This is a genomic window from Frankia sp. CgMI4, from assembly GCF_001756285.1.
GTDB lineage: Bacteria > Actinomycetota > Actinomycetes > Frankiales > Frankiaceae > Frankia > Frankia casuarinae.
Genome location: NZ_MAQZ01000081.1, coordinates 252994 through 277664, shown reverse-complemented (window position 1 = coordinate 277664; position 24671 = coordinate 252994). Strand labels below are relative to the sequence as shown.

Here is a 24671-nt window from a genome sequence, read left to right as displayed (position 1 = left end):
TTAGGGCAGACYTCCGGCCGCAGTGCCCAAGTGGGATGGAGCGTGACGTGACAGACGAATCACCACACAGCAAGAAGCTGCAGGAACTGATGTTCCGGGCCTGGGAGACCTTCGGGGACGCCCGACACCTGGACAGCGACGACCGGGTGTTCGTCCAGGCGCTGGCGAGGCAGACGGCGGATCGGATCTCGGTGCTCTACGGCGCGAGCTGGCGCGACGCCCTGGACTGGGTAGCCCAGCGCTATGTGCCGAACGGCGACCAGCCCGGCGGTGTGCTCGCGGCGGCGGCCAGCCCAACGGCAACGACGTCCAACGGCAGCGCCAGCGGGCGCCGGGGCTCGGCGGCCGCGGAGGCGAACGCCGCCTCGTGAAGTGAGGGCACCGAACGGCGCACGGCGCCGTTGGGCGGCGCCACGGACGAACCACCAGAGCCACCAGAGCCGGTCGGAACATCGACCGAGGCCAGCCTGCCGGCGGGTCGGGACAGAACGTCCGGGGACAGACGACCGGGCACCGATCAGCAGTCGTCCGATCCGCCATGGCCATCCGGAGCGGACGGGTGGACGGGAGGCCGGCCCGGCGCGGCCAGATTATCGCTGTCCCAGGCCGATCATCGATCTGACAGCGATCATCTACCGGAGGTCGACCGGCATCCCGGACGCCTGCCCAGTGCCCCACCGGACACGCGCGCCGACGGGCCGGGGGCACCCGGCGTCGTGGCGAGCACCGGGACCGGGACCGGGATCATCGGCGACGCCGTGGAGCCGACTCCTTCGATCGAACTGGAGTATCGGCGTACGGACGGGCATCTGCGATGGGGCCGCCGATTCCGGTGAAGACATGCGCCGGTGAAGACATGCGTGCCGGGGCCGCCGACGASCTCCTCGACAAAGGCTTCGGCCGATGGCTGGCGGAACACACGCCGGTGCCACCGGCCTGGGTGGCCCGCTGTCAGTGCGCGAAGTGGCGGACACCGCTGAAGTAGAGCGTGACGCCGGCCTCCCGGGCAGCCGTGATGACGAGCTCGTCGCGCACCGACCCGCCCGGTTCGACCACGGCCCGCACCCCCGCCTCGGCGAGCACCTCGAAACCGTCGGGGAACGGGAAATAGGCGTCGCTCGCGGCGACAGCCCCCTTCGCCCGGTCCCCTGCCCGGGTCACCGCGAGCCGGGCAGCGTCCACCCGGTTCACCTGGCCCATCCCGACTCCGACGGTGGCACCGCCGGACGCGAGGAGGATGGCGTTCGACTTCACGGAGCGCACCGCCCGCCAGGCGAACCGCAACTCGGCCAGCAGGGCCTCGTCCGCAGGCGATCCCGCCTCCAGCGTCCATCCGGACGGCTCGTCGCCCGGCGCATCGACGGCGTCCCGCGACTGCAGGAGCAGGCCTCCGCTGATCTGGCGCAGTTCGATCCCGCGCTGGTGCGGCGGCGGTGGGCACTCCAGCAGCCGGATCGACGGCTTACGAGAGAGGATCTCCACCGCGGCGGGTTCGTAGGCCGGTGCGACGACGACCTCGGTGAAGATCTCCGCGATCTGTTCGGCGAGCTCGCCCGAGACCGGACGGTTGGTCGCGATCACCCCGCCGAAGGCGGAGACCGGGTCGCAGGCATGCGCCTTGCGGTGGGCCTCGGCGATGGTGGCGCCGATCGCGATGCCGCAGGGGTTGGCGTGCTTGATCACGGCCACGGCGGGCTCGGTGAAGTCGAACACCGCTCGGCGGGCGGCGTCGGTGTCGGTGTAGTTGTTGTAGGACATCTGCTTGCCGTGCAGCTGACGGGCCGAGGCGAGGCCGGGCCGACCCTCGGCGTCGCTCTCCACGTAGAGCGCGGCGCGCTGATGGGGGTTCTCGCCGTAACGCAGGACCTCCGTACGGTGCCACTGCGCGGACAGCACGTCGGGCCATCCGCTCTCCCGCGCCACCTCGTCCGGCGCGACGACGCCGGCGAACCACGAGGACACGGCGATGTCGTACGCCGCGGTGTGGGCGAACGCCTTCGCGGCGAGCCGGCGGCGAGCGGGAAGATCATATCCGGATCCGCGGACTGCGGCGGCCAGCTCGGCGTAGTCGCCGGGTGCGACGACAACGGCGACCGACGCATGGTTCTTCGCCGCCGCGCGGATCATGGCCGGACCGCCGATGTCGATCTGCTCGATCGCCTCGTCCTCGCTCGCACCGGCGGCGACTGTCGCGGCGAACGGGTACAGATTGACGACGACCAGGTCGAACGGAGCGATGTCGAGTTCGGCCAACACCGCGGCGTGCTCGGCGTTACGCAGATCGGCCAACAGACCGGCGTGCACGTGGGGGTGCAGCGTCTTGACGCGACCGCCCAGCACCTCCGGAAATCCGGTCACGGTGCTCACCGGTGTGACCGCCAGCCCGTGACGGGCCAGGACGTCGGCGGTCGAACCGGTCGAGACCACCTCGACGTCGGCCGCAAGGAACGCCTCCGCGAGGACGTCGAGCCCGCTCTTGTCGTAGACGCTGACAAGCGCCCGTCGCAGCGGCCGCCGCCCGGTGGGGACCACTTCGCCGGGTTCGGATCCGCGGACAGCCCCGCCCTCGCCGGCCACACCTTCGCCCGATGACGTCATGATTCCTCCTGTACCCAAACTTCTGCCGATGCGGGAGACCCATGCTCGCCCCGCCGATGTCCGGCCGGGGTCGAGTCGCCGCTCCCGGCCCRCACGATCCCGCCGATCGTCGCGACGAACAGTCCTCGCTCGACGCTCTGGATCCGTGCATGAAGTGTCTGCTCGGTATCGCCTGGCTCAACCGGCACCGCCCGCTGAGCGATGATCGGACCGGTATCGACGCCTTCGTCGACCCAGTGCACCGTCACCCCGCTGACCTTCACCCCGGCGRCCAACGCGTCACGCACCGCGGTGGCTCCCGGAAAGGCAGGCAGCAGCGACGGGTGGGTGTTGATCGTCCGGAACCGGCCGATCACCCGGGCACTGAGAATCTTCATGTAACCCGCCAGGACCAACAGATCGGGCGCGAATTCGGCGATCCGCCCGGCCGTCGCGGCGTTGAAGGCATCCCGGTCCGGGTGGTCCTCGAGACGAACGGTGAACACCGGGACCCCCGAGGCCCGGGCCCGCCGTTCCGCTCCGGTGCCGTAGCGGTCGGTGCCGACCGCCACGACCGCCGCGCCGAACCCGGGGTCCGCGGTTGCGTCGAGGATCGCCTGCAGGGTGGTTCCCGCTCCCGAGGCGAGTACGACGAGACGAGCAGACACAAACACACTCCGTAAGCAGAATCAGGCGACGCGACGAGCCGCCCGCTGCGCAACCGCCACCTGCGGACGACGGCGGAACAATGGCCGGTCCGACTGTACTGACTCGACCAGCTCCGCCGCTTCCCACCGGAAACGCGCGCACCGGCGCCCGCCGGGCGCGGCCCGCCAGGCGGCCACCCGAGCCCGGGACTGCCGATCATGCCGCCGGAACCCATCCGGCGAGGAGATTTGCCAGCCACGCGTCGAGGGCCTGGGCGGACGGGACCTCGCAGGCCGCCGGAGACGACAGCCCGTCAGCCAACGAGCGCAGCCCCGCACACCCGTCCTCCTCCGTGCCGCCTGCTGCGCAGGTGCACCCGACGGAGGCCVCGGGGCCCGCCCCTCCCTCGAAGCCCTCGTCGAGTTCGCCGTAGTCCCGCCCGTCCAGCAGATCACCCGGCCGGCACAGGTAGAGCTCAGCCAGCCGTGACAGGACCTGCGTGGAAGGCGCCCGGCTGCCCTTGGCCGGCCAGCTCTCCCAGTACGAGAAGGTCTTACCGGTCTTGGCCGGCCCAGAACCGGGCCACCGCTCGTTCCAGCGGCGTGCGGCCTCCTCCTGCGTCCAGCCGTGCGCGAGGCGGAACRCGACGAGCGCGCTCAGGTGATGGCGGGCCTGCAGTCTTCGGGCGATGCGGCGATAGGACCAGCCCAGCTCCCGCAGGCGGAGTGCTTCAGCCCGGATACGGGCGACCGTGACCGCCACGACGACCTCCGTGAAGATGATCCAGTGCGGTCACGGTAACCGACTGCGCGGACAGTTTTCGGATGCCGACGGGGTGCCGGGCGGGCGGGGAGGGAGCGGGCGGGGAAAGATCCACGCCGGGCGGGAAGCTGCGGACCCACAGACCTCGACGAGGCCGCGACAGCGGGGCCGCGAGGCCAGTCAGGGGTGTCGTCGTGACAGCCGGGCTGACGACCATGAGCCGGATGGCTGCAGCCGGCGCCACCAGGAGGACGCCGCCGCGTCGTCGGCGACGAACGGCCGCTCGGCCCGACGGGCCGCCAGGTCGATGCCGCCGATCAACAGGAGTCCGACAAGCGCGGTCTCCCCCCCGGCAATCAGGCCGCACAGCCATCCGGACGAGGGACCATAGTGGTTGCCCTGACCCGTCACGGTCCCGACCTGTCCCATCGACACCTGGACCGCCAGACCCACGAGGGCACCGCAGACCACCGCCCCGAGCAGGACGGTCAGGAGGCGAGCCCGGGAGCGGCGTCCCAGGCTCGCCCGATGGACCATGACAGCAAGCACGACTCCGGCCACGACGGGCACCAGCGCCAGCACGAGCCACCCGGGCCTGGGCAACGCGCTCGGCGGAAGGGCCGCCAGCACCGGGAGGTCCGGTAGATCGGCCGGGCGGACGACATCCGCCCGGACCAGACCCGAACCCGTTCGAAATCCTGGTCCAAGGGCGTAGGACAGACCCCAGAGGACCAGGTTGGGCAGCAGCGCAAGCTGGGTCGCCGTGAGCCCGAGACCCCCGAGCGCGCCCACGTCGAGCGAGCGCTCGGCGGCGGCGACCTCGGGCTCGGTCGCCGCGAGCACCAGCGCGACCCCGAACGCGGCGGCCGCCAGCAACGCCATGAACGCCGCCGCGCCGGACAGCAGGGGGACGCGCAGCATCACGGGCAGCATCCGCCATGCCGTGCGCAGCCGATGGCGACCGGCCAGCGCGCCGAGCAGGGCGGCCGGTATCCCGAACGCGACCGTCCCCAGCGCCGCGGAACCGGGGGTCGGCCGTACCGAATGCGTGCGCACGATGACCGCGACGACCACGACGAAGAGAGTCTGGGCGCCCACGACGCCGATGACGTCGCCCGCCACGGCCCGCCAGGGGACCCCGGGGGCGCCATCCGACCGGCATCGGCCCCCGCGGGAGTCCCCGGGGTTCGCCCCCGAAGCGGCGGGGCGCCCTCCGCCGAACCGTGCGGGCCGCAACCGCGACACCCGGCCCAGCGGCATCCGACCGAGCGAGACCCGGTTCAGCGACACCCGGCCCAGGGGCGTCCGGCCCAGGGGCATCCGGTTGAGCACGGCATGCGACTGCAGTGGTGCCGCGCTCGCCCGCCGATGCGCCGCGCTCAGCGCCGCGGCCAGCGGAAAGAGGGCGAGGCCCAACGGCCGGAACGCGATGATCCCGTCAGGGAGCCRCAGCGTCGTTCCGTGAGCGGCAAGCCACAGATCGGCTCCGACGCGCAGAGCCGCGGCGGGTCCGGTGGAGGAGCCGGTGTCGGCTCCCCACACAACCAGAACGACGAATTCGATGAAGATCAGGCCCGCGGCCGACGCGGCGACCGCCTCCGCCAGAGGCCGTCCGCCCCGCTGCCAGATCCGATCGGTGAGGCGTCGCGGCAGTCGGGGCGGCTGCATGGAGGCGGGCACGTTAGGACGCTCGCACGCAGATGCGCGGCTCAGCGGACAACACGCCGTCGTCGGCGCGGGAAATGCCCGAAGTAGGACGAATAGTTATGGTTGGCCGGAGAGGTCGACCCACCGCATCCCCCACGCCACATCCCCCGAGCGACCGTCATGAACCACTCGCCGGGGCATCGGATCAACGACCGGGAGGAGACTCCTGCTGGCCGTAACCACCCGGCCCCGGCGGAGGCGGCTGCTGGCCATAACCCGTGGGCGACTGACCATGACCCTGCGACGGCTGGCCGTATCCGCCCGGCTGGGCCGGCTGCCCATACCCGCCAGCAGGCGGCGCGCCGTATCCGCCCGGCTGGGCCGGCTGCCCATACCCCGTGGGCGACTGACCATGACCCTGCGACGGCTGGCCGTAACCACCCGGCTGGGCCGGCTGCCCATACCCGCCAGCGGGCGGCGCGCCGTATCCGCCCGGCTGGGCCGGCTGCCCATACCCGCCAGCGGGCGGCCCATAGCCCGGCGGCGGCCCGTACCCCGTGGGCGGCTGACCGTAACCGGGCGTGGGCTGCTGGCCGTAGGGCTGGCCGTAAGGCGGCTGACCACCATACGGAGGCCAGGCGCCCGGCTGACCGGGCCCGGTGGGACGGGCACCTGGCCGGCCGGGAATGGGCGCTCCGCTCGCCAGCGCCGTGAGCACCCCGAAGACGGTCTGCACGATCGTCAGCAGCAAGGCGAGGTAGAACCCGAAACTCGGCCCGGCATCCACTCCGCTCGGCACGTCGGGGAACCGAATCCATCTGATCAACAGCAGGAGGACGGCGAACGCCGAGACGGCCGGCAGTATCCACAGGATCGAGACCGGACCAACGTCCGGGATGCGGACGTTGGCGGCGACGCGCGCCGTCACCAGACCGGCGACCACGACCACCAGGAATACCGGGAACCAGGAGTTGAACCCGAGCCCCCAGGCGTTCTTGTGAGCCTCCGCCGAGCGGCCGAAAAATCCCAGGCTCACCGAATACCACGGCAGGAAGCTCACGATGAACGTGACCGCCCCGGAGGCGATCACCCCGATGTCGTTGGTGGCGACGCTACGACCGCCGATTTGTGCCACGACGGCAACCCCACTTCGTCTGGTCGGTCGGTGCGGGGACGAGAGTCGTCGATGCACCGATGCAGGAGTCTTGCAGCCGTCGGAAGCGAAGGGAAGACGTCCGTCCCGAAGCCCCGCGGCCGAGACCCCTACCTGTCCCGGTGCCGAGCCCCCGCGTCCCGCGGGGGCTCGGCATCAGGATAGGCCTACAACGACCGCATGATGTCAGCCATCAGCCGGGCGGTCTCCGACGGGGTCTTGCCAACCCGGACGCCGGCCTTCTCCAAGGCTTCCTTCTTGGCCTGCGCGGTACCGGACGAACCGGACACGATGGCGCCCGCGTGGCCCATCGTCTTGMCCTCCGGCGCGGTGAAGCCGGCCACGTAGCCGACGACCGGCTTGGTCACGTTCTCCTCGATGTGCGCCGCGGCCCGCTCCTCGGCGTCACCGCCGATCTCACCGATCATCACGATCGCGTCGGTGTTCGGATCGGCCTGGAAGGCGTCGAGCGCATCGATGTGCGTGGTGCCGATGACCGGGTCGCCACCGATGCCGACACAGGTGGAGAAGCCGAACTCCCGCAGCTCGTACATCATCTGGTAGGTCAGCGTGCCGCTCTTGCTGACCAGGCCGATGCGCCCGCCGGGGGTGATGTCGGCCGGGATGATGCCGGCATTGGACAGRCCGGGGCTCGCGATACCCGGGCAGTTCGGCCCGATGATCCGCGTCGTCGCCTTGGACCGGGAGTAGGCGAAGAACTCGGTCGTGTCGTGGATCGGCACGCCCTCGGTGATGACCACCGCGAGTGGGATCGCCGCGTCGATCGCCTCGATCGCCGCGTCCTTGGTGAACGCAGGCGGAACGAAGATCACCGAGACGTTGGCGCCGGTCTGCGCCATCGCGTCGGCGACGGAGCCGAACACCGGCACGCCCTCGACCTGCTGGCCCACCTTGCGCGCGTTCACGCCGGCGACGACGTTCGTGCCCGCGGCGAGCATGCGGCGGGTGTGCTTGCTGCCCTCCGAGCCGGTGATGCCCTGCACCACCACCCGGCTGTTCTCGTCAAGCCAGATAGCCATCGGTTCGCAATCCCCTTCGCCCAGGTCAGGCCGCGGCCGCGGCGAGCTCGGCGGCGAGCTTCGCCGCGCCGTCCATCGTGTCGACCGGCTTGACCACCGGCAGGTTCGCCTCGGCCAGGATGCGGCGGCCCTCCTCGGCGTTGTTGCCGTCGAGGCGCACCACCAGCGGGGTGCTGACGTCGCCGACGATCTTCAGGGCCTGCACGATGCCGTTGGCCACCGCGTCGCAGGAGGTGATGCCACCGAAGATGTTGACGAAGACGCTCTTGACCGCCGGGTCACCAAGGATGATCGACAGACCGTTCGCCATGACCTCGGCGGACGCACCGCCGCCGATGTCGAGGAAGTTCGCCGGGCGCTTGCCGCCGAATTCCTCCCCGGCGTAGGTCACCACGTCGAGGGTGGACATGACCAGGCCGGCACCGTTTCCGATGATCCCGACCTCGCCCTCGAGCTTGACGTAGTTGAGGCCCTTCTCCTTGGCCTTCTGCTCCAGCGGGTCCACCGCGGCCACGTCGACGAACGCCTCGTGCTCCGGGTGGCGGAAGTCGGCGTTGTCGTCCAGGCTGACCTTGCCGTCGAGGGCGACGACCCGGCCGTCACCGGTGAGGATCAGCGGGTTGACCTCGACGAGGGTGGCGTCCGACTTGACGAACACGGTCCAGAGCTTGGCCAGCAGCTCGCTCGCGCCGTCCAGAGCCGCCTCGGGCAGCTTCGCCGCGACCGCGATCTCGCGAGCCTTGGCCGCGTCGACTCCCTTGAGCGGGTCGATCGCAATCCGGGCCAGCGCCTCCGGCTTGGTCGCCGCCACCTCCTCGATCTCCATGCCGCCCTCTCGGGAGGCCATGGCGAGGAAGGTGCGGTTCGCCCGGTCCAGCAGGAAGGATGCGTAGTACTCCTCGGCGATGTTGCTGGCTTCCTCGACGAGCACCGAGTGGACCGTGTGGCCCTTGATGTCCATGCCGAGGATCGCTGTCGCCTTCGCGAAGGCGTCATCCGGCCCGTCGGCTACCTTGACGCCACCGGCCTTGCCCCGGCCTCCGGTCTTGACCTGCGCCTTGACGACGACCCTGCCACCGAGCTCGGTGGCGATCRCGCGGGCCTCCTCGGGGGTGGTCGCGGTCTTCCCGGTGGGCACCGGTACGCCATGTTCGGCGAACAGCTTCTTCGCCTGGTATTCGAAAAGATCCACGGTCCGTCCAGTCGGATGCGGTCGTTACGGGTTGGGATACGTAGAGCTGCACAGAACGCCTGCGAGCCTACTGACGAGGGCGTTACGGCGCGCGCCACGCGCCGTGCACCACCGCCGTCGCTGGCGGCCCGCGGGTGGGATCGAACGGGCCGGTCCGGCGCATCCTTCGACCCGCTCCGGGGACCCGGCAGGGTCGTCGATACAGGACAGATACAGGACAAATGAGGTGGACACCTGTCGCACCGAGGGTGGCTTCCGCCTCGCCGCTCTCAGAGCGCGGGTCCGCCGGGAGCCGCTGAGCGTGACCGCCGGGATCTGCCCTAGGCCGTCCCGTGTCTGACGTCACGAAAGTTGAGACCCTCATTATGCCGGAAATCACATGGAAGAAACACCGATCGTGGCCGGCCCCTCCGGACCAGTTAGACGAATTTCAGGATAACGACGATCAAGATCATCGTTAGTCCGATCCCGAGCCAACCCAGGCCGATGCCGAAGGCCGCCACTGTGGCGCCACGCTCATCCCTGTGGCGGATCCGAACCCGCGCGACCAGGCCGACCACGACAGCCGCGGCACTCCCAATCCCGAAGATCCAGAGTACCGCCAGGAGAACCGACAGCATCGCGGCGCTGTTCCAGTGCCGGCGCCGCGACGCCTCGGCCCGCCTGGCGTCGGTCCACCGCCCGACCCGCGGCGCAGCCGGTCGACCCGCTGGCGGGAAGGCCGATGGATCCGGAGGACGCGCCGGCGGAGTCGGGTCGCTGGAGCGATAGGTCACCTCCGACCGTCCCGGATCGGACGCCACGTCCGCGGCGGTCGTGCCCCGACGCCCCGCGGGCGCCTGATCCGCCCACCCCCCCGGGGAAACCGCTCCCGACGATGGTGGCGGGGCGACCGCTGGCGGGGCGACCGCTGGCGGGGCGACCGGTCGCAGCGGAGCCGCGGGGGGTAATGGCACGGCGGGCCGAAAGGCCGATGCGGGTGGCGGCGGTCCGACCGGCCACAGGCCGGGTGCCGGGCCTGGTCCCTGCACATCCGGCGCCCAGCCGCCGGCCGAGCCGGCCGCCCCCGGCGCGGGCCGGGCCGGAACTCGCCCCGCGCCGGGGACACGCGGACCGGAACGATTCGGCGACGGGGAGGAGACCGGCGCGGGGAACGGGGCGGGCACGCCGAACGCCGGAGACGATCCGGTCCAGGTCCGCTCCAGGACGTCACCGGCGGCGGCATCGGCCTCGGTGACCCCACGCACCTCCCGGCCTACCAGCGCGGCCAGCAGCGAGGCGGCGTCCGGCCGCTCCCGCGGGGCCTTGGACAGCGCCCTCGCGACCTGGTTGAGCAGGTACCCGGGGAGCGCGTAGAGATCGGGAGAGTCCCGCTGCACCCGGACGGCAAGCAGGTCCGGCGTCTCGRCATGGAAGGGATGTCGCCCCGTCGCCGCGTACGTCACGCAGCTCGCCCAGGCAAAGACGTCCGCTGAGGCGTCCGACGGCTCGCCGCGCATCTGTTCCGGTGACATCCAGGCCAACGTGCCGATCACATGACCGGTGCGGGTCAGCGTGGCGCTGTCGGTCAGGTGCGCGATCCCAAAGTCGATCACCTTGGGTCCGTCCCAGGCCAGCAGGATGTTGGACGGTTTGAGATCACGATGGACGACGCCGGCGGCGTGGATGGCGACCAGCGCGTCGGCGAGGCCGACGGCAAGACCCCGGACGAGGTGGTCCTCCAGCCGACCGCGGGCCCGGACGGCCTCGGCCAGGCTGGTCCCCTCGACGTACTCGGTGACCATCCACGGCGCCGCGGCCTCGGTGTCGGCGTCGAGCACGGCGGCCACCGCCGTGCCTCGCACGCGCAGCGCCGCCCGCACCTCACGTTCGAAGCGGCTGCGGAACTCCTCGTCCTCGGCGAGATCCTCGGCTGCGACCTTCACGGCGACGGGACGCCGATCCGGGGCGAAACCGAGATACACGGTCCCCATCCCGCCGGCACCGATCCGGTTCTGCAGGCGGTACGGGCCGATCTGGCGAGGATCCTCCTCCATCAGCGGTGTGAGCATCGCTTCCCTCGCTGCTCCCCTCGCCGCACCGGTGTAGCGGGTTCGATCCGGGTTGCCACCCGCCGGGGGGCTGTGGATGAAAGACTATGTCCCGGCCGCCATCGGGCCGAGGGCACGAAGCGTCCCAGGCGTGCGGGCCTGCGAGCACCCGCTGGCGGGGAGCGCCCGTCCGTGTTCCACGACACCGCGGCCGCGACGACGGACATCCGGTCGGCCCCGGGCGCGAAGATGCGGACGTGGACAACGACACCCGGCCGGGCCAGAAGACGACCGCCGACTGGCGTGCCGCCCTGCTCGCAGGCATCACCCTGCGGCCCGCCACTGCCGCGGCCGTCAACCGACTGGGCTGGCCCGACTACGACGCTCGACCGGCCCTGCGCTGGGGCGAAGGCGCGGTGGCCGGCATCCCTGCCGTGGTCGCGGTCTGGGATTTCACGGTTTACGGGGGAAGCTTTGGCGAGCGGGACGCACGTGGGTTCGCCGAAGCCGCCACCGCGGCCGCGGCCAGCCGCCGTCCCCTGGTGTCGTTCCTGCGCAGCGGCGGCACCCGCCTGCAGGAAGGGGTCGCCGGACTCGTCGGGCTGCCCCGGGCCGCACTGGCGCTCGCCGCACTGGACGCGGCGGGGGTCGGTCACATCGCCGTCGCGGACCAGCCCACCACCGGTGGTGTCTGGGTGACGATCGGCTCCCGCGCGGACCTTCGGTGCGCGGTGCGCGGGGCGACGGTTGGCTTCGCCGGGCCTCGGGTGGTCGCGGCGGCCACCGGTGCCGCCCCGCCCCCGGGCAGCTACACCGCGGACTCGGCGTACGCCGCAGGGCTGGTTGACGCGGCGCCGGCGCCCGGTGCCATCCAGGTGTGGCTGCGGCGGGCCCTGACCGGCCTGGCGGATCCACCCGATCGGGAGAGCCGGGCCGGTCCAGGTACCCGGACCGGCCCGGGTGGCCAAACCACTCCGGGCAGATCGGGCGACCAGGCAGACAGAGGCGACCAGGCAGACGGATCGGACGGCGGCCCGTCACGAGCCGGCGACGGGACCACCCTCCCCGTCCCGCCCGACGATCCGGACACCCGAACCGGGTCCGACGGACCTGCGCCGGGAGCTGAACATGCCGCCGCGCGCTCCGGGTGGGCGCAGGTGCGGGCGGCCAGGGATGGCATCCGCCCGGACGGCATCGAGGTGCTGCGGACGCTGCTTCCCGACGGCGTCGACCTGGTCGGGCCGGATCCCCGGGTCGTGGCCGGTGTGGGGGTGCTCCTGGGCGACATCGCAGGGCCTGCGGGGGCTACGGGGCCTGCGGGGGCTACGGGGCCTGCGGGGCGGGGAGGGCCGATGCGTGCGGTGGTCGTGGCTGTCGGGGCCCGTCGCGGCGACGCCCCGGGGCCGGCCGKGTACCGGTTGTTGGTCCGCGCCGCCCGGCTCGCGGGGAAGCTGGGGATCGGTCTCGTGACCCTGGTCGACACGCCCGGCGCGGCGAACGACGCGGACGCCGAGGCCGCGGGCATCGCGGCGGCGATCGGGGATGCGATGGCCGCGGTATTGGCCTGCCCCTCGCCGACGCTGTCGATCGTGTTGGGTGAGGGCGGCTCTGGCGGGGCTCTCGCCGCGGCGGTCACCGACGTCGTCGCCATGACCCCGGACAGTTACTTCACCGCGCTCTCCCCGGAGGGCACCGCCGTCACGCTTCGGATACCGGTCGAGCGGGCCGCAAACGTCTGCGGGCTACGGCCGACCGACCTGAACGCGCTGGGATTCGCCGATCGGCTCCTGTCCGCCACCACCGCAGCCGAGACGGCGCGCGACGCCGCATCGCTGCTCGCATCCCTGAGCCGGGGGGACCAGGACGATCGGCTGCGCCGACGGCAGGCTCGATGGTCGACAGGGCTACCTAACAGTCTGTAGCATCTTTCTCCGGTCTTTACTTGGCCACCGGGATATCTGCCGACCTGGGGGGCGAGCACCACGGCTGGCGGCACGGATGGTACGGCGAGGGAAGGCGAGCGGGCCATCGGCGAGTGGATACTGCCATCGTTGTCCGCGGCCACGGCCCGCCTGAGGCGGGCCGTGGCCGCGGACAACATCGCCGCTCCAGGGCGGTCGGTCCTCACCGGCCTGCGCACGACCCCGGTGAACGCCCGCGGGCTCGCCGTGGAAGCGGCCTGGATCGCCACCCACCTCGCCCTCTACCCGGCGAGTGCGCTGCGCCGGCAGCGCCCGCGCGAGCACGAGCCCTACTCGCTGAGCGCGCTCTCCCCGCTGCACCGCAGCCTGCTGGTCAACGCTCCCGACGCGGCAGGCACCCCGATCCTGCTGATCCACGGCCTGATCGACAACCGGTCCGTGTTCACCCGGTTGGGCCGGTCGCTACGCCGCCGCGGTTTCCGCCGGGTGCGCACGGTGGAGCTGCCGCTGCTCGTGCCGACGGTGCAGGAAGCGGCGCTCCGACTCGCCGCGTCCGTGCACGCCGCGATGACGGACAGCGGCAGGCAGCGCGTGCACATCGTCGCCCATTCACTCGGCGGGCTGGTGGCCCGCTACTACGTGCAGCAACTCGGGGGCGATCAGTACGTGGACACGCTGATCACTCTCGCGACGCCTCATTCCGGCACCCGTCTCGCCGGGCTCGTCCCCCGGTCGGTGCCGTACCGGCTCGTCACCCAGCTACGGCCGGGATCGGCGCTCCTACTCGAGCTCGCCGCACCCGCCCCCGGCTGCCGGACCCGGTTCGTCGCGATCGGCGCCGGGCTGGACAGCGTGGTGCGGCCCGCCGAGGCGGCGCTCGACCATCCCGATCTCGACATCGAAAATTACACCGTGCCGGGCCTCGGGCATCATTCCCTGGCGTTCAGCGGCAAGGTTGCCCACCTGGTCGCGAGCTGCCTCGCCGGGGCGGCGGACCGGCCGGGACTCTCGGGACYGTCAGAGCTTCTCGACGGGGGCGTACCGCAGGAGCAGGCGCTTCGTGCCGGTGTTCTCGCCGAAATCGATGGTCGCCTCCGCGGAGTCACCGACCCCGCCGGTGGCGACGACAACTCCGAGACCGAAACTGTCATGCGTCACCCGGTCGCCCTGACGCAACTCCAGGACGGCCCGAGCGGCCGGCCGCGCGCGACCCGAGAACGGCGAGTTCGGTAGCGGTTTACGCGCCGCCGGGGCGCCGGCGGCGCCCCGGCCGGTCGCGCCCGACCCAAACCCGCCAGACGAGCCCCAGGACGTCCCCGCGGGCGCTGGCGGGGGATCGGCCAGCCGGCGCCAGTCAACCAGCGTGTCCGGCACCTCGCCGAGGAAGCGCGACGGCGGGTTGTAGGCCGGTTGGCCCCAGGCGCTGCGCATCACCGCGCGGGTCAGGTAGAGCCGGATCCGGGCCCGGGTGACACCCACATAGGCGAGCCGACGCTCCTCCTCGAGCTGGGTGGGATCTCCMAGGGTCCGCAGGTGCGGGAAGACGCCGTCCTCGAGACCGGTAAGGAARACGACGGGGAACTCGAGGCCCTTGGCGCTGTGCAGCGTCATGAGAGTGACCACACCATCGGAACCGTCGTCGGTCGGAACCTGGTCCGCGTCGGCGACGAGCGAGACCTGCTCGAGGAACTCCGCAAGCGTACCCTCGGGCAGCCGCCGGGCGAACTCCTGGACCACTCCGACCAGTTCCTGCAGGTTCTCCACCCGGCCCTGGGACTCGACGGTGTCCTCGGCGAGGAGTTCCGACAGGTAGCCGGTGCGTTCAAGCACCCCCTCGACCACGGCCACCGGGTTGTCGGCCGCTACGGCGCGTAGCTCGGCGAGCAGCGCGGTGAACTCGCGCACCGCCTTCGCCGAGCGCGCGGCGATCCCCGGCACCTCGTCGACACGCTCCAGTGCCTGCGCGAACCCGATCCGCTCGACATCAGCGAAGCCCGCCAGGGCCGCCTCGGCCCGCTCGCCGATCCCGCGCCGGGGCACGTTCAGGATGCGACGCAGGTTCACCGTGTCGCTAGGATTGGCGAGGACCCGCAGGTAGGCAAGGAGATCACGGATCTCCTTGCGCTCGTAGAACCGCACCCCGCCGACCACCCGGTAGGGCAGCCCGACCCGGACGAAGATCTCCTCGAACACCCGGCTCTGGGCGTTGGTCCGGTAGAACACCGCGACGTCGGCGGGCCGCGCGAGCTTCGCGTCCGAGAGCCGGTCGACCTCCTCGGCGACAAAGGCCGCCTCGTCGTGCTCGTTGTCGGCGGCGAATCCGACGATCTTCTCACCGTCACCGGCGTCCGACCACAGTCGCTTGGCCTTGCGCTGGTTGTTACGCGCGATCATCGCGTTCGCGGCGGAGAGGATGGTCTGGGTGGAGCGGTAGTTCTGTTCCAGCAGGATCACTGCGGCGTTCGGGAAATCCTCCTCGAACTCCACGATGTTGCGGATGTTCGCCCCACGGAAGGCGTAGATCGACTGGTCCGCGTCGCCAACCACGCACAGCTCCGCCGGTGGGACGGCGCCCGAGGCCCAGGTACCCGGCCCGGCTGCCGGCTCGGCCGGCTCCACCGGCGCGGACCCGCCACCGAAGTACGCCGGTTGRCCGACGAGTTCACGCACCAGGACGTACTGCGCGTGGTTCGTGTCCTGGTACTCGTCCACGAGCACATGTCGGAATCGGCGCCGGTAGTGCTCGGCGACGTCGGGGAACGACTGGAGGAGGTTCACCGTCATCATGATCAGATCGTCGAAATCAAGGGCGTTGGCCTGAGCCAGCCGCTGCTGATAAGCGGCGTAGACCTCGGCGACGGTCCGCTCGAGGTGGTTCGTGGCCCGGTCCCGTGCGGCCTCCCAGTCGATCAGTTCGTTCTTCAGGTTGCTGATCTGCGCCGCCAGACCTCGGGCGGGATGCCGTTTGGGATCAAGATCAAGGTCACGGGTGACCAGAGTGATCAAACGCTGCGCGTCGGCGGCGTCGTAGATGGAGAAGGTCGAGCCGAACCCGAGACGCTTCGCCTCGGACCTCAGGATGCGCACGCAGGCCGAGWGGAAGGTGCTCACCCACATCGCCCGCGCCCGGGGACCGACCAGCGCCGAGACCCGTTCGCGCATCTCGTTGGCAGCCTTGTTGGTGAACGTGATCGCCAGCATCTCCCCCGGCCGGACCCCCCGGGCCGCCAGCAGGTACGCGATACGGTGGGTCAGCACCCGCGTCTTGCCGGACCCCGCGCCCGCGACGACGAGCAGGGGTGCCCCGATGTGCACCACCGCCGCCCGCTGCTGCAGGTTGAGCCCGTCGAGCAGGCCCTCGGCATCCAGGCGTGGCGAGGAGAAGCCACCGGGCTCGTCCCCGCCCACCGGCGGCGCCAGCACCGCCGGGCCGAACAGGTCGTAGGGCACGTGCGCACCGCCGTGGACATCCGTCCCGACCGACCCGGCGATGCCGGATCCGCCGCCGTGGGAATCGCCGAAAAAGCCGCTCATGGGACTCCGATCGTACGTTCGACGTCGGGCAGGTCGGACCGCGGCATGCCCGGATCGCACCCAACGGCCCGGTCCGCGGTGTGGTCCGCGAGATGCACCGACGGCCCCACCCGGCCGCGGTCCTCGCGCGTCCATGCCACCGCATGACCATCACACGTCCACGCCCAGTGGTCGTCGACCCGCGTGCTGACCAGCCTATTGTCCGTCGTTCCCGCCCCGCCCCGCGCGCGAGGGCGGGTCGTCGATGGCCGTGGTCCGCGTCAACGCCCGGCCCACCGGCGGTCAGGCGGCCCCGCGGCCAAGCGGCCACGCCACGTGGCCACGCGGCCACGTAGTCGCGTAGTCGCGTAGTCACGCGGTACTCGACGCGCTCGGCGGGATGGCCGCGAGCGCCTTCACCCTGCTGGCCACCCCCGGGTCGATGTTGCCACCCGACAGGATTGCCACCGTCGGGCCCTGCGCGAGATCACTTCGACGCAACAAGGCCGCGACCCCCGCGGCGCCGGCCGGTTCCACCTGGTGGCCGGCCCGGTGCAGCAACACCATCGCCTCCCAGAACGCCGCCTCATCGACCGTGACGATCTCGTCCACCAGGCGTGCGGCAAGGGCGAAGGTCAGGACCCCCGGAGCGTTCACCGCCATACCGTCGGCGATCGTGGTCGACGCCGGGACCACCCGTGACGAACGTGGCGCCGTCGGCTGTTCGGACGTCCGGCTGCCCGGAATCGTCCCGACTCCYCGCAGTGTTCCGGCACCGGGCGTCGTTCCGGCACCGGGCGTCGCAGCCCCACCGGGGGGCACCGTGAGCCGCCGGCCAGCCCGCAGCGACGCGGCAAACGCCGACGACAGCACGGACTGCACTCCGACCACTCGCGCATCGGGGCGCCGGGACCGCACCGCCGCGGCCAGCCCGCCGATCAGCCCTCCGCCGCCCACCCCGACCAGAACGGTGCCGAGATCGGGCACCTGATCGAGCAACTCCAAGCCGATCGTGCCCTGCCCGGCCACTACCGTCGGGTCATCGAACGGGTGGACCAGCAGCCGGTCTCCCCGGGCGGCGAAGGTGGCGGCCGCAGCGAGCGCCGCTTCCACCCCCCCGGGTATCTTCTCGACCCGGGCGCCCCACCGGCGCGTCCGCGCCACTTTGACCGGATTGGCCCCTACCGGCACGAAGATGGTCGCCTCGACGCCGAAGGCCGCGGCCGCGAAGGCCACTCCCTGGGCGTGGTTACCGGCACTGGCCGCCACCACCCCCCGGGCCCGCGTCGCCGGATCCGCGGTGGCCACCCGGTGGTAGGCGCCCCGAAGCTTGAACGAACCGGTGTGCTGCTCGTGCTCACACTTGAGCCAGACGGGCGCACCGACCGCCGCCGACAGGCCGAGATCCCGCACGACCCTGGTCCGTCGTGCCACCCCGGCAAGGACGCGGGCCGCGGCGCGGATGTCCGACGCCCAGAGTTCGGCGTCCGGGGCTACCGATCGGTCGTCTGCGGCTGCTGCGGTCATGGAGCATCTCCCGGCGGCTGAGCGGCCACCTCACCATGACCGCGGCAATAAAAAAGCCCCCCGCCAGGACAAGGCGGAAGGGCGAGGCGCGGACCCGATGATCGGTCGCGCGCCTAGGTAATGGCCATCTCGTGCGGGGTCACATCATCCAGGGTGCTCCGGTCCCGCCCAGACGTCAAACGTGCCCGTCGGCGGGGGTCGTCCGACGGGCACGCGCTCCGATCCGGGATCGTCACTCCCACTCGATCGTGCCGGGAGGCTTGGAGGTGATGTCGTACACCACCCGGTTAACCTGCGGCACCTCGTTGACCACCCGGTTCGAGATGCGTTCCAGCAGGCCGTAGGGCAGCCGGGCCCAGTCGGCGGTCATCGCGTCCTCGCTGGTGACCGCGCGCAGGACGATCGGGAAGCCGTACGTACGCTCGTCACCCTGGACGCCCACCGACCGCACGTCGGCGAGCAGCACCGCGAAGACCTGCCAGATCTCGCGGTCCAGGCCGGCCTTGCGAATCTCCTCCCGGATCACCGCGTCGGCCGCCCGCACCACGTCGAGCCGCTCGGGCGTGACCTCGCCGATGATGCGGACGGCGAGGCCCGGGCCCGGGAACGGCTGGCGCCAGACGATCTCCTCGGGCAGCCCCAGCTCCTCGCCGAGCCGACGGACCTCGTCCTTGAACAGGGTCCGAAGCGGCTCGACCAGATCGAACCGCAGGTCCTCGGGCAGTCCACCGACGTTGTGATGCGACTTGATCTTCGCGGCCGTCGGCGAGCCGGATTCGATCACGTCGGGATACAATGTCCCCTGCACGAGAAAGTCGATCGTCGCGCCCTCCGCCTCCGCCCGGACCTCCAGTTCGCGGGCGGACTCCTCGAAAACCCGGATGAACTCACGACCGATGATCTTCCTCTTCCGCTCCGGGTCGGTCACTCCGGACAGCGCGGCGGAGAACCGGTCGGCCGCCTTGACATGGACCAGATCCACGCCGGTAGTCGCGACGAAATCKCGTTCGACCTGTTCCGCCTCGCCGGCCCGCAGCAAACCATGATCGACGAAGACGCAGGTGAGCGCGTCTCCCACCGCCCGGTGCACGAGCGCGGCAGCGACCGCGGAGTCCACCCCGCCGGACAGACCGCAGATCAACCGTCCGGTCCCGACCTGGGCCCGGACGGCCGCGACAGCCTCGTCGACAATGTTGATCATCGTCYAGGTGGGCCGGCAGCCCGCACCCACGAGCAGGAAGTGCCGCAGCACGTCCATGCCTCGCTCGCTGTGGACCACCTCCGGGTGGAACTGCACGCCATAGAGACGACGCGCGGGGTCCTCGAAGGCGGCGACCGGGGCCGACGGCGTGGAAGCCGTTACCCGGAAGCCGGGCGGCGCGGCGGTCACCGAGTCGCCGTGCGACATCCAGACCTGCTGGACAACGGGCAGACCGTCGAAGAGAACCCCGGGATCCGACACCGACAGACGAGTTGCTCCGTACTCGGCGGTTCCCGTGCGCGCGACGGCGCCGTCAAGCGCCTGAGCCATGACCTGATGGCCATAGCAGATACCGAGAATAGGCACTCCGGTAGCGAACAACGCAGGATCGACCCGGGGCGCGCCAGGCGAGTAGACGGACTTCGGGCCGCCAGAAAGGATCAGTGCGGACGGACGCCGGGCGAGGATCTCGTCCACCGACATATCCCACGGGACGATCTCCGAATACACATGACATTCGCGTATGCGCCGGGCGATCAGTTGGGCATACTGAGCACCGAAATCGATCACCAGCACGGTGTCATAGCCCGCAGGCCCCACCGCGGACGGGCCGCTGGGGCCGTCCGCCGGGGACCGCGGAACATCCCGAACCGCGCCGGTATCCGTCGGCTCCGCACCACGGCCAGCACTGCTACGCTGCAACTCGCTCACCCCGCAAGCCTACGGACACGGCGACCCCACCGGTCCGTCCAGGCGCCCAACCATCTCCCACGGCCTTCACCGGAACAGACGAAGCGCACCGGGCACCGCCGCGAAGGCGGTAAGGGCTCATGTAGGAGATGTCTAGGATGCCGAGTTTGCGCCTTCAGCCCGGTTCACTCACCCCGACAAGCGCTTCGATCATCAGTGACGCCCGATGTCGGGCTTCCCCGGCGGTTACGGTAGTGGTGACTCCGCGCGCAGTAGCGACAACTGACGTGCGGCCACCAAGGCGCTTACGGTAGGCGCCTTTCGGATGCCGACTTCGTACCGCTATGGTGCCTGACAAGGGACATCCGGGCCCGATACCGAGCCATCCTGGTACGACCTGTTCCGGGAGGCTGGCGGAGAGGTTGCGAAGGTACGTGCGCAGACAACCGATGGCCAGCAGCACGGGCATCGCCGCAGACTCGGAGCCGACAGTGGCGCCGGGTTCGCCCGTGGACGCCGAAGACGGCGGGCAGCGCGATGGTCGATCCGCCGCGCCACCGAACCCAGCCGGGTCGGGACTGGCGCRCCTTCGTCGCGCCGCCGCCAACCCCACCAACTGGCGGGTACGCACCAAGCTGATCGCGATTCTGGCCGTGCCTGTCATCGCGATCCTCGCCTACTCGTCCATCGAGGCGGGTACGGTGCTGACGAGCACGCGGGACGTCAACCGGGTGTCCGATCTGACCGAGATCAGCCGCTCCGCGGCCGGGCTGGTCCACGCCCTGCAGGCCGAGCGCACCTACAGCACCGGATTCGTCGCCAGCGGTCCCGTCGGCGCCCGGGACGGGAGCACGATTCCAACCCGCCGGGCGGCGGTCGATGAAGCCTACAGGGCGTACAAGTCAGCTGCGAACGAGCGGCGAGGGTCCTTCGGCAGCGAGGTACGCCGCGCTCTCGACGACGTCAGCAGCCGGATGGACACGCTGCCCGCCAAGCGGCAGACGATCGAAAGGCTGATCGACAGGAAGGCGGTCGAGACCGCCTTTCAGCCGATCATTGACTCACTGGTCAACCTGATCCGGCTGATCCCACAGGGAAATGACGACCAGGAGCTCAACGCCGGGGTCAACACGGCCTACTTCCTGATGTCCGGGACGGAACTTCTCGCCGAGGAGCAGACACTCATCCACGGCCTGTTTACCCGCAACGGGAACCAGGTCTTCACGGCAGACGACTATCGCGAGTTCCTGTCGGCCGAGACCCAGCGGGGCCGCCAGCGCAACGATCTCGAGAACGCCGCTCTACCGAACCAGCTCGCGGTCTACGAACCGACGATCGACACCGAGACCAACGGGGACATCCGCAACACCCAGAATTACGTCGAAGAAATTCTGAACGCGCCCATCGGTCAGCCGCTGACCGCGCTGGAAGCCGAGAAATGGGACCAGGCGACCCAGCGAACCATCGACACCGGCACGGAAGCCGTTGACAAGCTCCTGGGCCTCGTCGACGCCCGCGCGGGCACCCTGCGGGGCAACATCCAGCGCCACGCGCTGCTGTCCGGTCTGCTGATCCTGCTCATCCTGGCCCTCGCCCTGCTCGCCGCACTGATCGTCGCGCGATCGCTGGTCCGCCCCCTGCTGGCGCTGCGGACTGCCGCGCTGGACGTCGCCGACCATCGGCTTCCYGAGGCCGTCCGTCGGTTGCGCGATTCCACCGAGCTGGACATCGACGACTCGATCGAACCGGTCGGTATCGACACCGACGAGGAGGTCGGCGAAGTCGCGCGGGCTTTCGACGAGGTTCACCGGGAGGCGATCCGGCTGGCCTCCGAACAGGCGTCGCTGCGGAACAACGTCAACGCGATGTTCGTGAACCTCTCCCGGCGCAGTCAGGGACTGGTCGAACGGCAGCTGCGTCTCATCGACGAGCTGGAGAACCGCGAGCWGGATCCGGACCAGTTGTCCAACCTGTTCAAGCTGGATCACCTCGCCACTCGTATGCGGCGGAACAACGAAAGCCTGCTCGTCCTCGCCGGCACGGACACCGCTCGGCGCTGGACACACCCCGTCCCACTGAACGAGGTCGTACTGGCGGCCATCTCCGAGGTGGAGCAGTACACCCGCGTCAAGCAGACCTCGGCCGCCGCGGTGTCCATCGCCGGCAACGGTGTCAGCGACGTCGTCCATCTGGTCGCCGAGCTCCTCGAGAACGCCACCTCGTACTCGCCGCCGGCCACCAGCGTCCTCGTCACCAGCCGCTCGCTCGGTCCGGGGGCCGGGGCGATGATCGAGATCGAGGACCAGGGCATCGGCATGCCGGCCAAGGAACTCGAACGGGTCAACGACCGACTGRCGAACCCGCCGGTGGTCGACGTGTCGGTGTCACGGACCATGGGCCTGTTCGCGGTCGGTCGGCTGGCCAGCCGCCACGGCATTCACGTCCAGCTGCGTGAGTCCGCCTCCGGAGGTATCACCGCTGTCGTCCGGCTGCCTGCCAAGCTGGTGACCGGAGACGGCGGGGCCGGCACGGGACCGGCCCGGCCCGCCGCGCCGGCGTTGGGAACCCGCGTCGGCGACTCGCCGGCCATCCCCGGTTCCCCGACYGGACCGCGTGCCCCGCAGCGGCCGGAACGCACCGGCTCGGGAACTCCCGAACCGGTGGACGGCAGGGTCGCGTCGACGAACGGCACCGGGGCCAACGGGCACCGGACCGCGAGTGAATCCGACGGACCAGAAAGCCTCTTCGACGACTCCAGCGGGCCCCGGCGGTTCCCCAGCACCGGGCCGTTCCCTCTCACCGGGCCGCTGGCCGCCGCTCAGCTCGGATCCGACCGGACGGGTTCGCCGCCCACCGCGGATGATCGCGACTTCGGGCCGGACGACTTCGCTCCCGGCCTCGACGGCGGCACCGAGCGCGACAGCGAGACGGATGGCATCAGCGCCGCTCCGCCGACCCTGCCGCACGATCTACTCGGGCGGGGAGGAAACGACGAGGACCACCCGGTCCCGGGAGCCCGGGAGCGGCCCGGCTCCAGTGGGCAGGACGATCCCCGTGACCCACGGCAGCTCGACGACCGGGGGCTCGACCTCGATGCCCTTCGCGGCCGCGGCCGCACCGCTCCCGGTGGCCGGCTCGAACCGCCCCCCGACGTCGTACCGGACACCCAGACCATCGACCGGCGCGGATTCGGACGACGGGACGATCCGGTCACGGACGAGACGAGACCGGTGTCGTTCGGGGACAACCGCTGGGGGACCAAACCACGTTCCGGCGGCGCCACCGGGCCCGGTCGGACCGGGCAGCCCGACACCACCCCGACACCGCCCGGCCCGACACCGCCCGGCCCGACACCGCCCGGCCCGACACCGCCCGGCCCGACACCGCCCGGCCCGACACCGCCCGGCCAGAGCCGGCCCGATGCCGGTGAGCGGCCCCGGTCGGCCGAGGAGCCGCCCCCCGGGGCCGGCAGCGTGTTCGCCCGCTCCGAGAACCGGCCCGTTCCGCAGGAACGATCGGAGTCCACGGAGTCCACGGAGTCCACCGGTCCCCGCGACCGGCTGGCGTCGGCGCTCGCGTCCCGGCGGTTGCGCGACACCGGGACGACAGAGGCGGTCTCCGGCGAGGACACCGGCGAACAGACCACGGCAGACCGGGACACCGACGACATCGAGACGTCGCCGATCTTCGACTCCGTGTCGGCGTGGTTCCAGCGACGTTCTCCGTCCGATCGGGCGCCCGCCCAGCATTCGACGGCGGCCGCGGCGGCCCGCCCCACCGGGCCGGGTGCCGGTGGGGCGGCGCCACCGCCCCGTTCCCCGGTCCGTCCGGGGCTCGGTGGGGCCTTCGGGCAACGCGGCCCCGCCCGCTCCGGAGTCGATCCGCTCACGGCTACCCGGACACCGGCACGGGAGGAGCCCGCGACGGACGCGCCGTCAGCGGCTCCGCCCGTCCCGGCCTTCGCGGCCCAGCATCAGACGGCCCCACACCATCAACCAGCAGGGCAATACCAGCCAGCACAGCACCAGGCAACGCCCCAGYAGCCCCCGTCCCGGGAGAACTGGACATCTCCCGGGGACGCCGGCTGGCAGGCGGCCGAGTTGTTGCGTCAGYCGAGCACAGGCGGCGTGACGCGGTCGGGCCTACCGGTGCGAGTTCCCATGACCCATCTCGTGCCCGGCAGCGCCGAACCCGCGCCCCGCCGGCGTCCCACCGACACCTCGGCCAGATCTCCTGAGGCTGTAGGAGGCCGGCTTGCCAGCTTCTACCAGGGCGTACGGCAGGGACGTGATGTCGGAGTCGACACCGCGAGGAATCCTCGAYGTGACGCGCAGGAGGAACGGTGACACCCGTGAGTTCTGAAGCCCAGAACCTCAATTGGTTGATCAACAATTTTGTCGATCGCGTCCCGGGTGTCGCCCACACCGTTGTGGTGTCCGCAGACGGCCTGCTACTCGCCGTCTCCGACGGTTTCCCCCGGGATCGCGCCGACCAGCTCGCCGCGGTGGCCTCGGGACTGGTGAGCCTGACCCAGGGCGCCGCCCGCGTCTTCGAGGCGGGCGGCGTCACCCAGACGGTCGTGGAGATGGAGCACGGCTTTCTCTTCATCATGGCAATCAGTGACGGCGCGAGCATGGCAGTGCTCGCGGCACCGTCCTGCGACATCGGTCTGGTCGGCTATGAGATGGCACTGCTGGTCAGCCGGGCGAAGGACGTCCTGACCCCGGCGTTGCGCGCCGAACTGCAGGGAACCCTTCCGCGGTGACCGG

The 24671-nt window shown here is 71.1% G+C and carries 15 protein-coding genes and 1 pseudogene; 5 read left to right on the top strand and 11 right to left on the bottom strand.

The window, feature by feature from the left end; genetic code table 11:
• Nucleotides 1-47: 47 nt before the first annotated feature.
• Nucleotides 48-371: a hypothetical protein gene (locus Manayef4_RS15280; protein WP_011435111.1), complete on the top strand. Its 324-nt coding sequence runs from the start codon at nt 48-50 to the stop codon at nt 369-371.
• Between the two features lie 580 nt (nt 372-951).
• On the opposite strand, the gene purH is transcribed toward Manayef4_RS15280, so the two are convergent.
• The 8 genes from purH to Manayef4_RS15240 form a co-directional block, all read right to left on the bottom strand.
• Entirely contained in the window at nt 952-2598 is a 1647-nt protein-coding gene (gene purH, locus Manayef4_RS15275; protein WP_011435110.1) for a bifunctional phosphoribosylaminoimidazolecarboxamide formyltransferase/IMP cyclohydrolase, read from the bottom strand.
• The gene (gene purN, locus Manayef4_RS15270) at nt 2595-3245 is read right to left on the bottom strand and encodes a phosphoribosylglycinamide formyltransferase (RefSeq protein WP_070132007.1); all 651 of its coding nucleotides are present in this window, start codon (nt 3243-3245) and stop codon (nt 2595-2597) included. The genes purH and purN overlap by 4 nt, the downstream gene beginning before the upstream one ends.
• Before the next feature lie 196 nt (nt 3246-3441).
• Nucleotides 3442-3987, bottom strand: a complete 546-nt coding sequence (locus Manayef4_RS15265) for a helix-turn-helix transcriptional regulator (protein WP_070132006.1) — start codon at nt 3985-3987, stop codon at nt 3442-3444.
• 180 nt (nt 3988-4167) lie between these two features.
• Nucleotides 4168-5667, bottom strand: coding sequence for a DUF6350 family protein (locus tag Manayef4_RS15260; RefSeq protein WP_254665668.1), 1500 nt, complete (start codon nt 5665-5667; stop codon nt 4168-4170).
• A gap of 172 nt (nt 5668-5839) precedes the next feature.
• Nucleotides 5840-6769: a hypothetical protein gene (locus tag Manayef4_RS15255; protein WP_011435106.1), complete on the bottom strand. Its 930-nt coding sequence runs from the start codon at nt 6767-6769 to the stop codon at nt 5840-5842.
• Between the two features lie 185 nt (nt 6770-6954).
• On the bottom strand, nt 6955-7827 hold the full coding sequence (gene sucD / locus Manayef4_RS15250) for a succinate--CoA ligase subunit alpha (RefSeq protein WP_070132004.1): 873 nt from the start codon (nt 7825-7827) through the stop codon (nt 6955-6957).
• A gap of 25 nt (nt 7828-7852) precedes the next feature.
• Nucleotides 7853-9019: an ADP-forming succinate--CoA ligase subunit beta gene (sucC, locus tag Manayef4_RS15245; protein ID WP_070132003.1), complete on the bottom strand. Its 1167-nt coding sequence runs from the start codon at nt 9017-9019 to the stop codon at nt 7853-7855.
• Nucleotides 9020-9438: 419 nt separating this feature from the next.
• The gene (locus tag Manayef4_RS15240) at nt 9439-11070 is read right to left on the bottom strand and encodes a serine/threonine-protein kinase (protein ID WP_070132002.1); all 1632 of its coding nucleotides are present in this window, start codon (nt 11068-11070) and stop codon (nt 9439-9441) included.
• A gap of 236 nt (nt 11071-11306) precedes the next feature.
• On the opposite strand from Manayef4_RS15240, the gene Manayef4_RS15235 reads away from it, so the two are divergent.
• Together Manayef4_RS15235 and Manayef4_RS26380 are read left to right on the top strand one after the other, a co-directional pair.
• Nucleotides 11307-12971 (top strand): carboxyl transferase domain-containing protein, encoded by a 1665-nt coding sequence (locus Manayef4_RS15235; protein ID WP_070132001.1) that lies wholly within the window; start codon nt 11307-11309, stop codon nt 12969-12971.
• A 162-nt stretch (nt 12972-13133) separates the two neighbouring features.
• Nucleotides 13134-13700 (top strand): annotated as a pseudogene (locus Manayef4_RS26380) (alpha/beta fold hydrolase); the annotation flags it as partial.
• Between the two features lie 288 nt (nt 13701-13988).
• On the opposite strand, the gene pcrA reads toward Manayef4_RS26380, so the two are convergent.
• The 3 genes from pcrA to guaA form a co-directional block, all read right to left on the bottom strand.
• The gene (gene pcrA, locus Manayef4_RS15225; RefSeq protein ID WP_070132000.1) at nt 13989-16505 is read right to left on the bottom strand and encodes a DNA helicase PcrA; all 2517 of its coding nucleotides are present in this window, start codon (nt 16503-16505) and stop codon (nt 13989-13991) included.
• A gap of 351 nt (nt 16506-16856) precedes the next feature.
• Entirely contained in the window at nt 16857-18011 is a 1155-nt protein-coding gene (locus Manayef4_RS15220; RefSeq protein WP_023839772.1) for a pyridoxal-phosphate dependent enzyme, read from the bottom strand.
• Between the two features lie 232 nt (nt 18012-18243).
• A complete protein-coding gene (guaA, locus tag Manayef4_RS15215) occupies nt 18244-19812 on the bottom strand; it encodes a glutamine-hydrolyzing GMP synthase (protein WP_175443399.1) in 1569 nt (522 codons plus the stop codon).
• Between the two features lie 539 nt (nt 19813-20351).
• On the opposite strand from guaA, the gene Manayef4_RS15210 reads away from it, so the two are divergent.
• Nucleotides 20352-24248, top strand: coding sequence for a sensor histidine kinase (locus Manayef4_RS15210; protein WP_070131998.1), 3897 nt, complete (start codon nt 20352-20354; stop codon nt 24246-24248).
• Nucleotides 24245-24667, top strand: coding sequence for a roadblock/LC7 domain-containing protein (locus Manayef4_RS15205; protein WP_011435096.1), 423 nt, complete (start codon nt 24245-24247; stop codon nt 24665-24667). Before Manayef4_RS15210 ends, Manayef4_RS15205 begins: the two co-directional genes overlap by 4 nt.
• Nucleotides 24668-24671: the final 4 nt, after the last annotated feature.

Excerpts from the sequence above, each read along its gene's own strand:
- purH (WP_011435110.1), bottom strand. The coding sequence starts at position 2,598 with ATGACGTCATCGGGCGAAGGTGTGGCCGGCGAGGGCGGGGCTGTCCGC.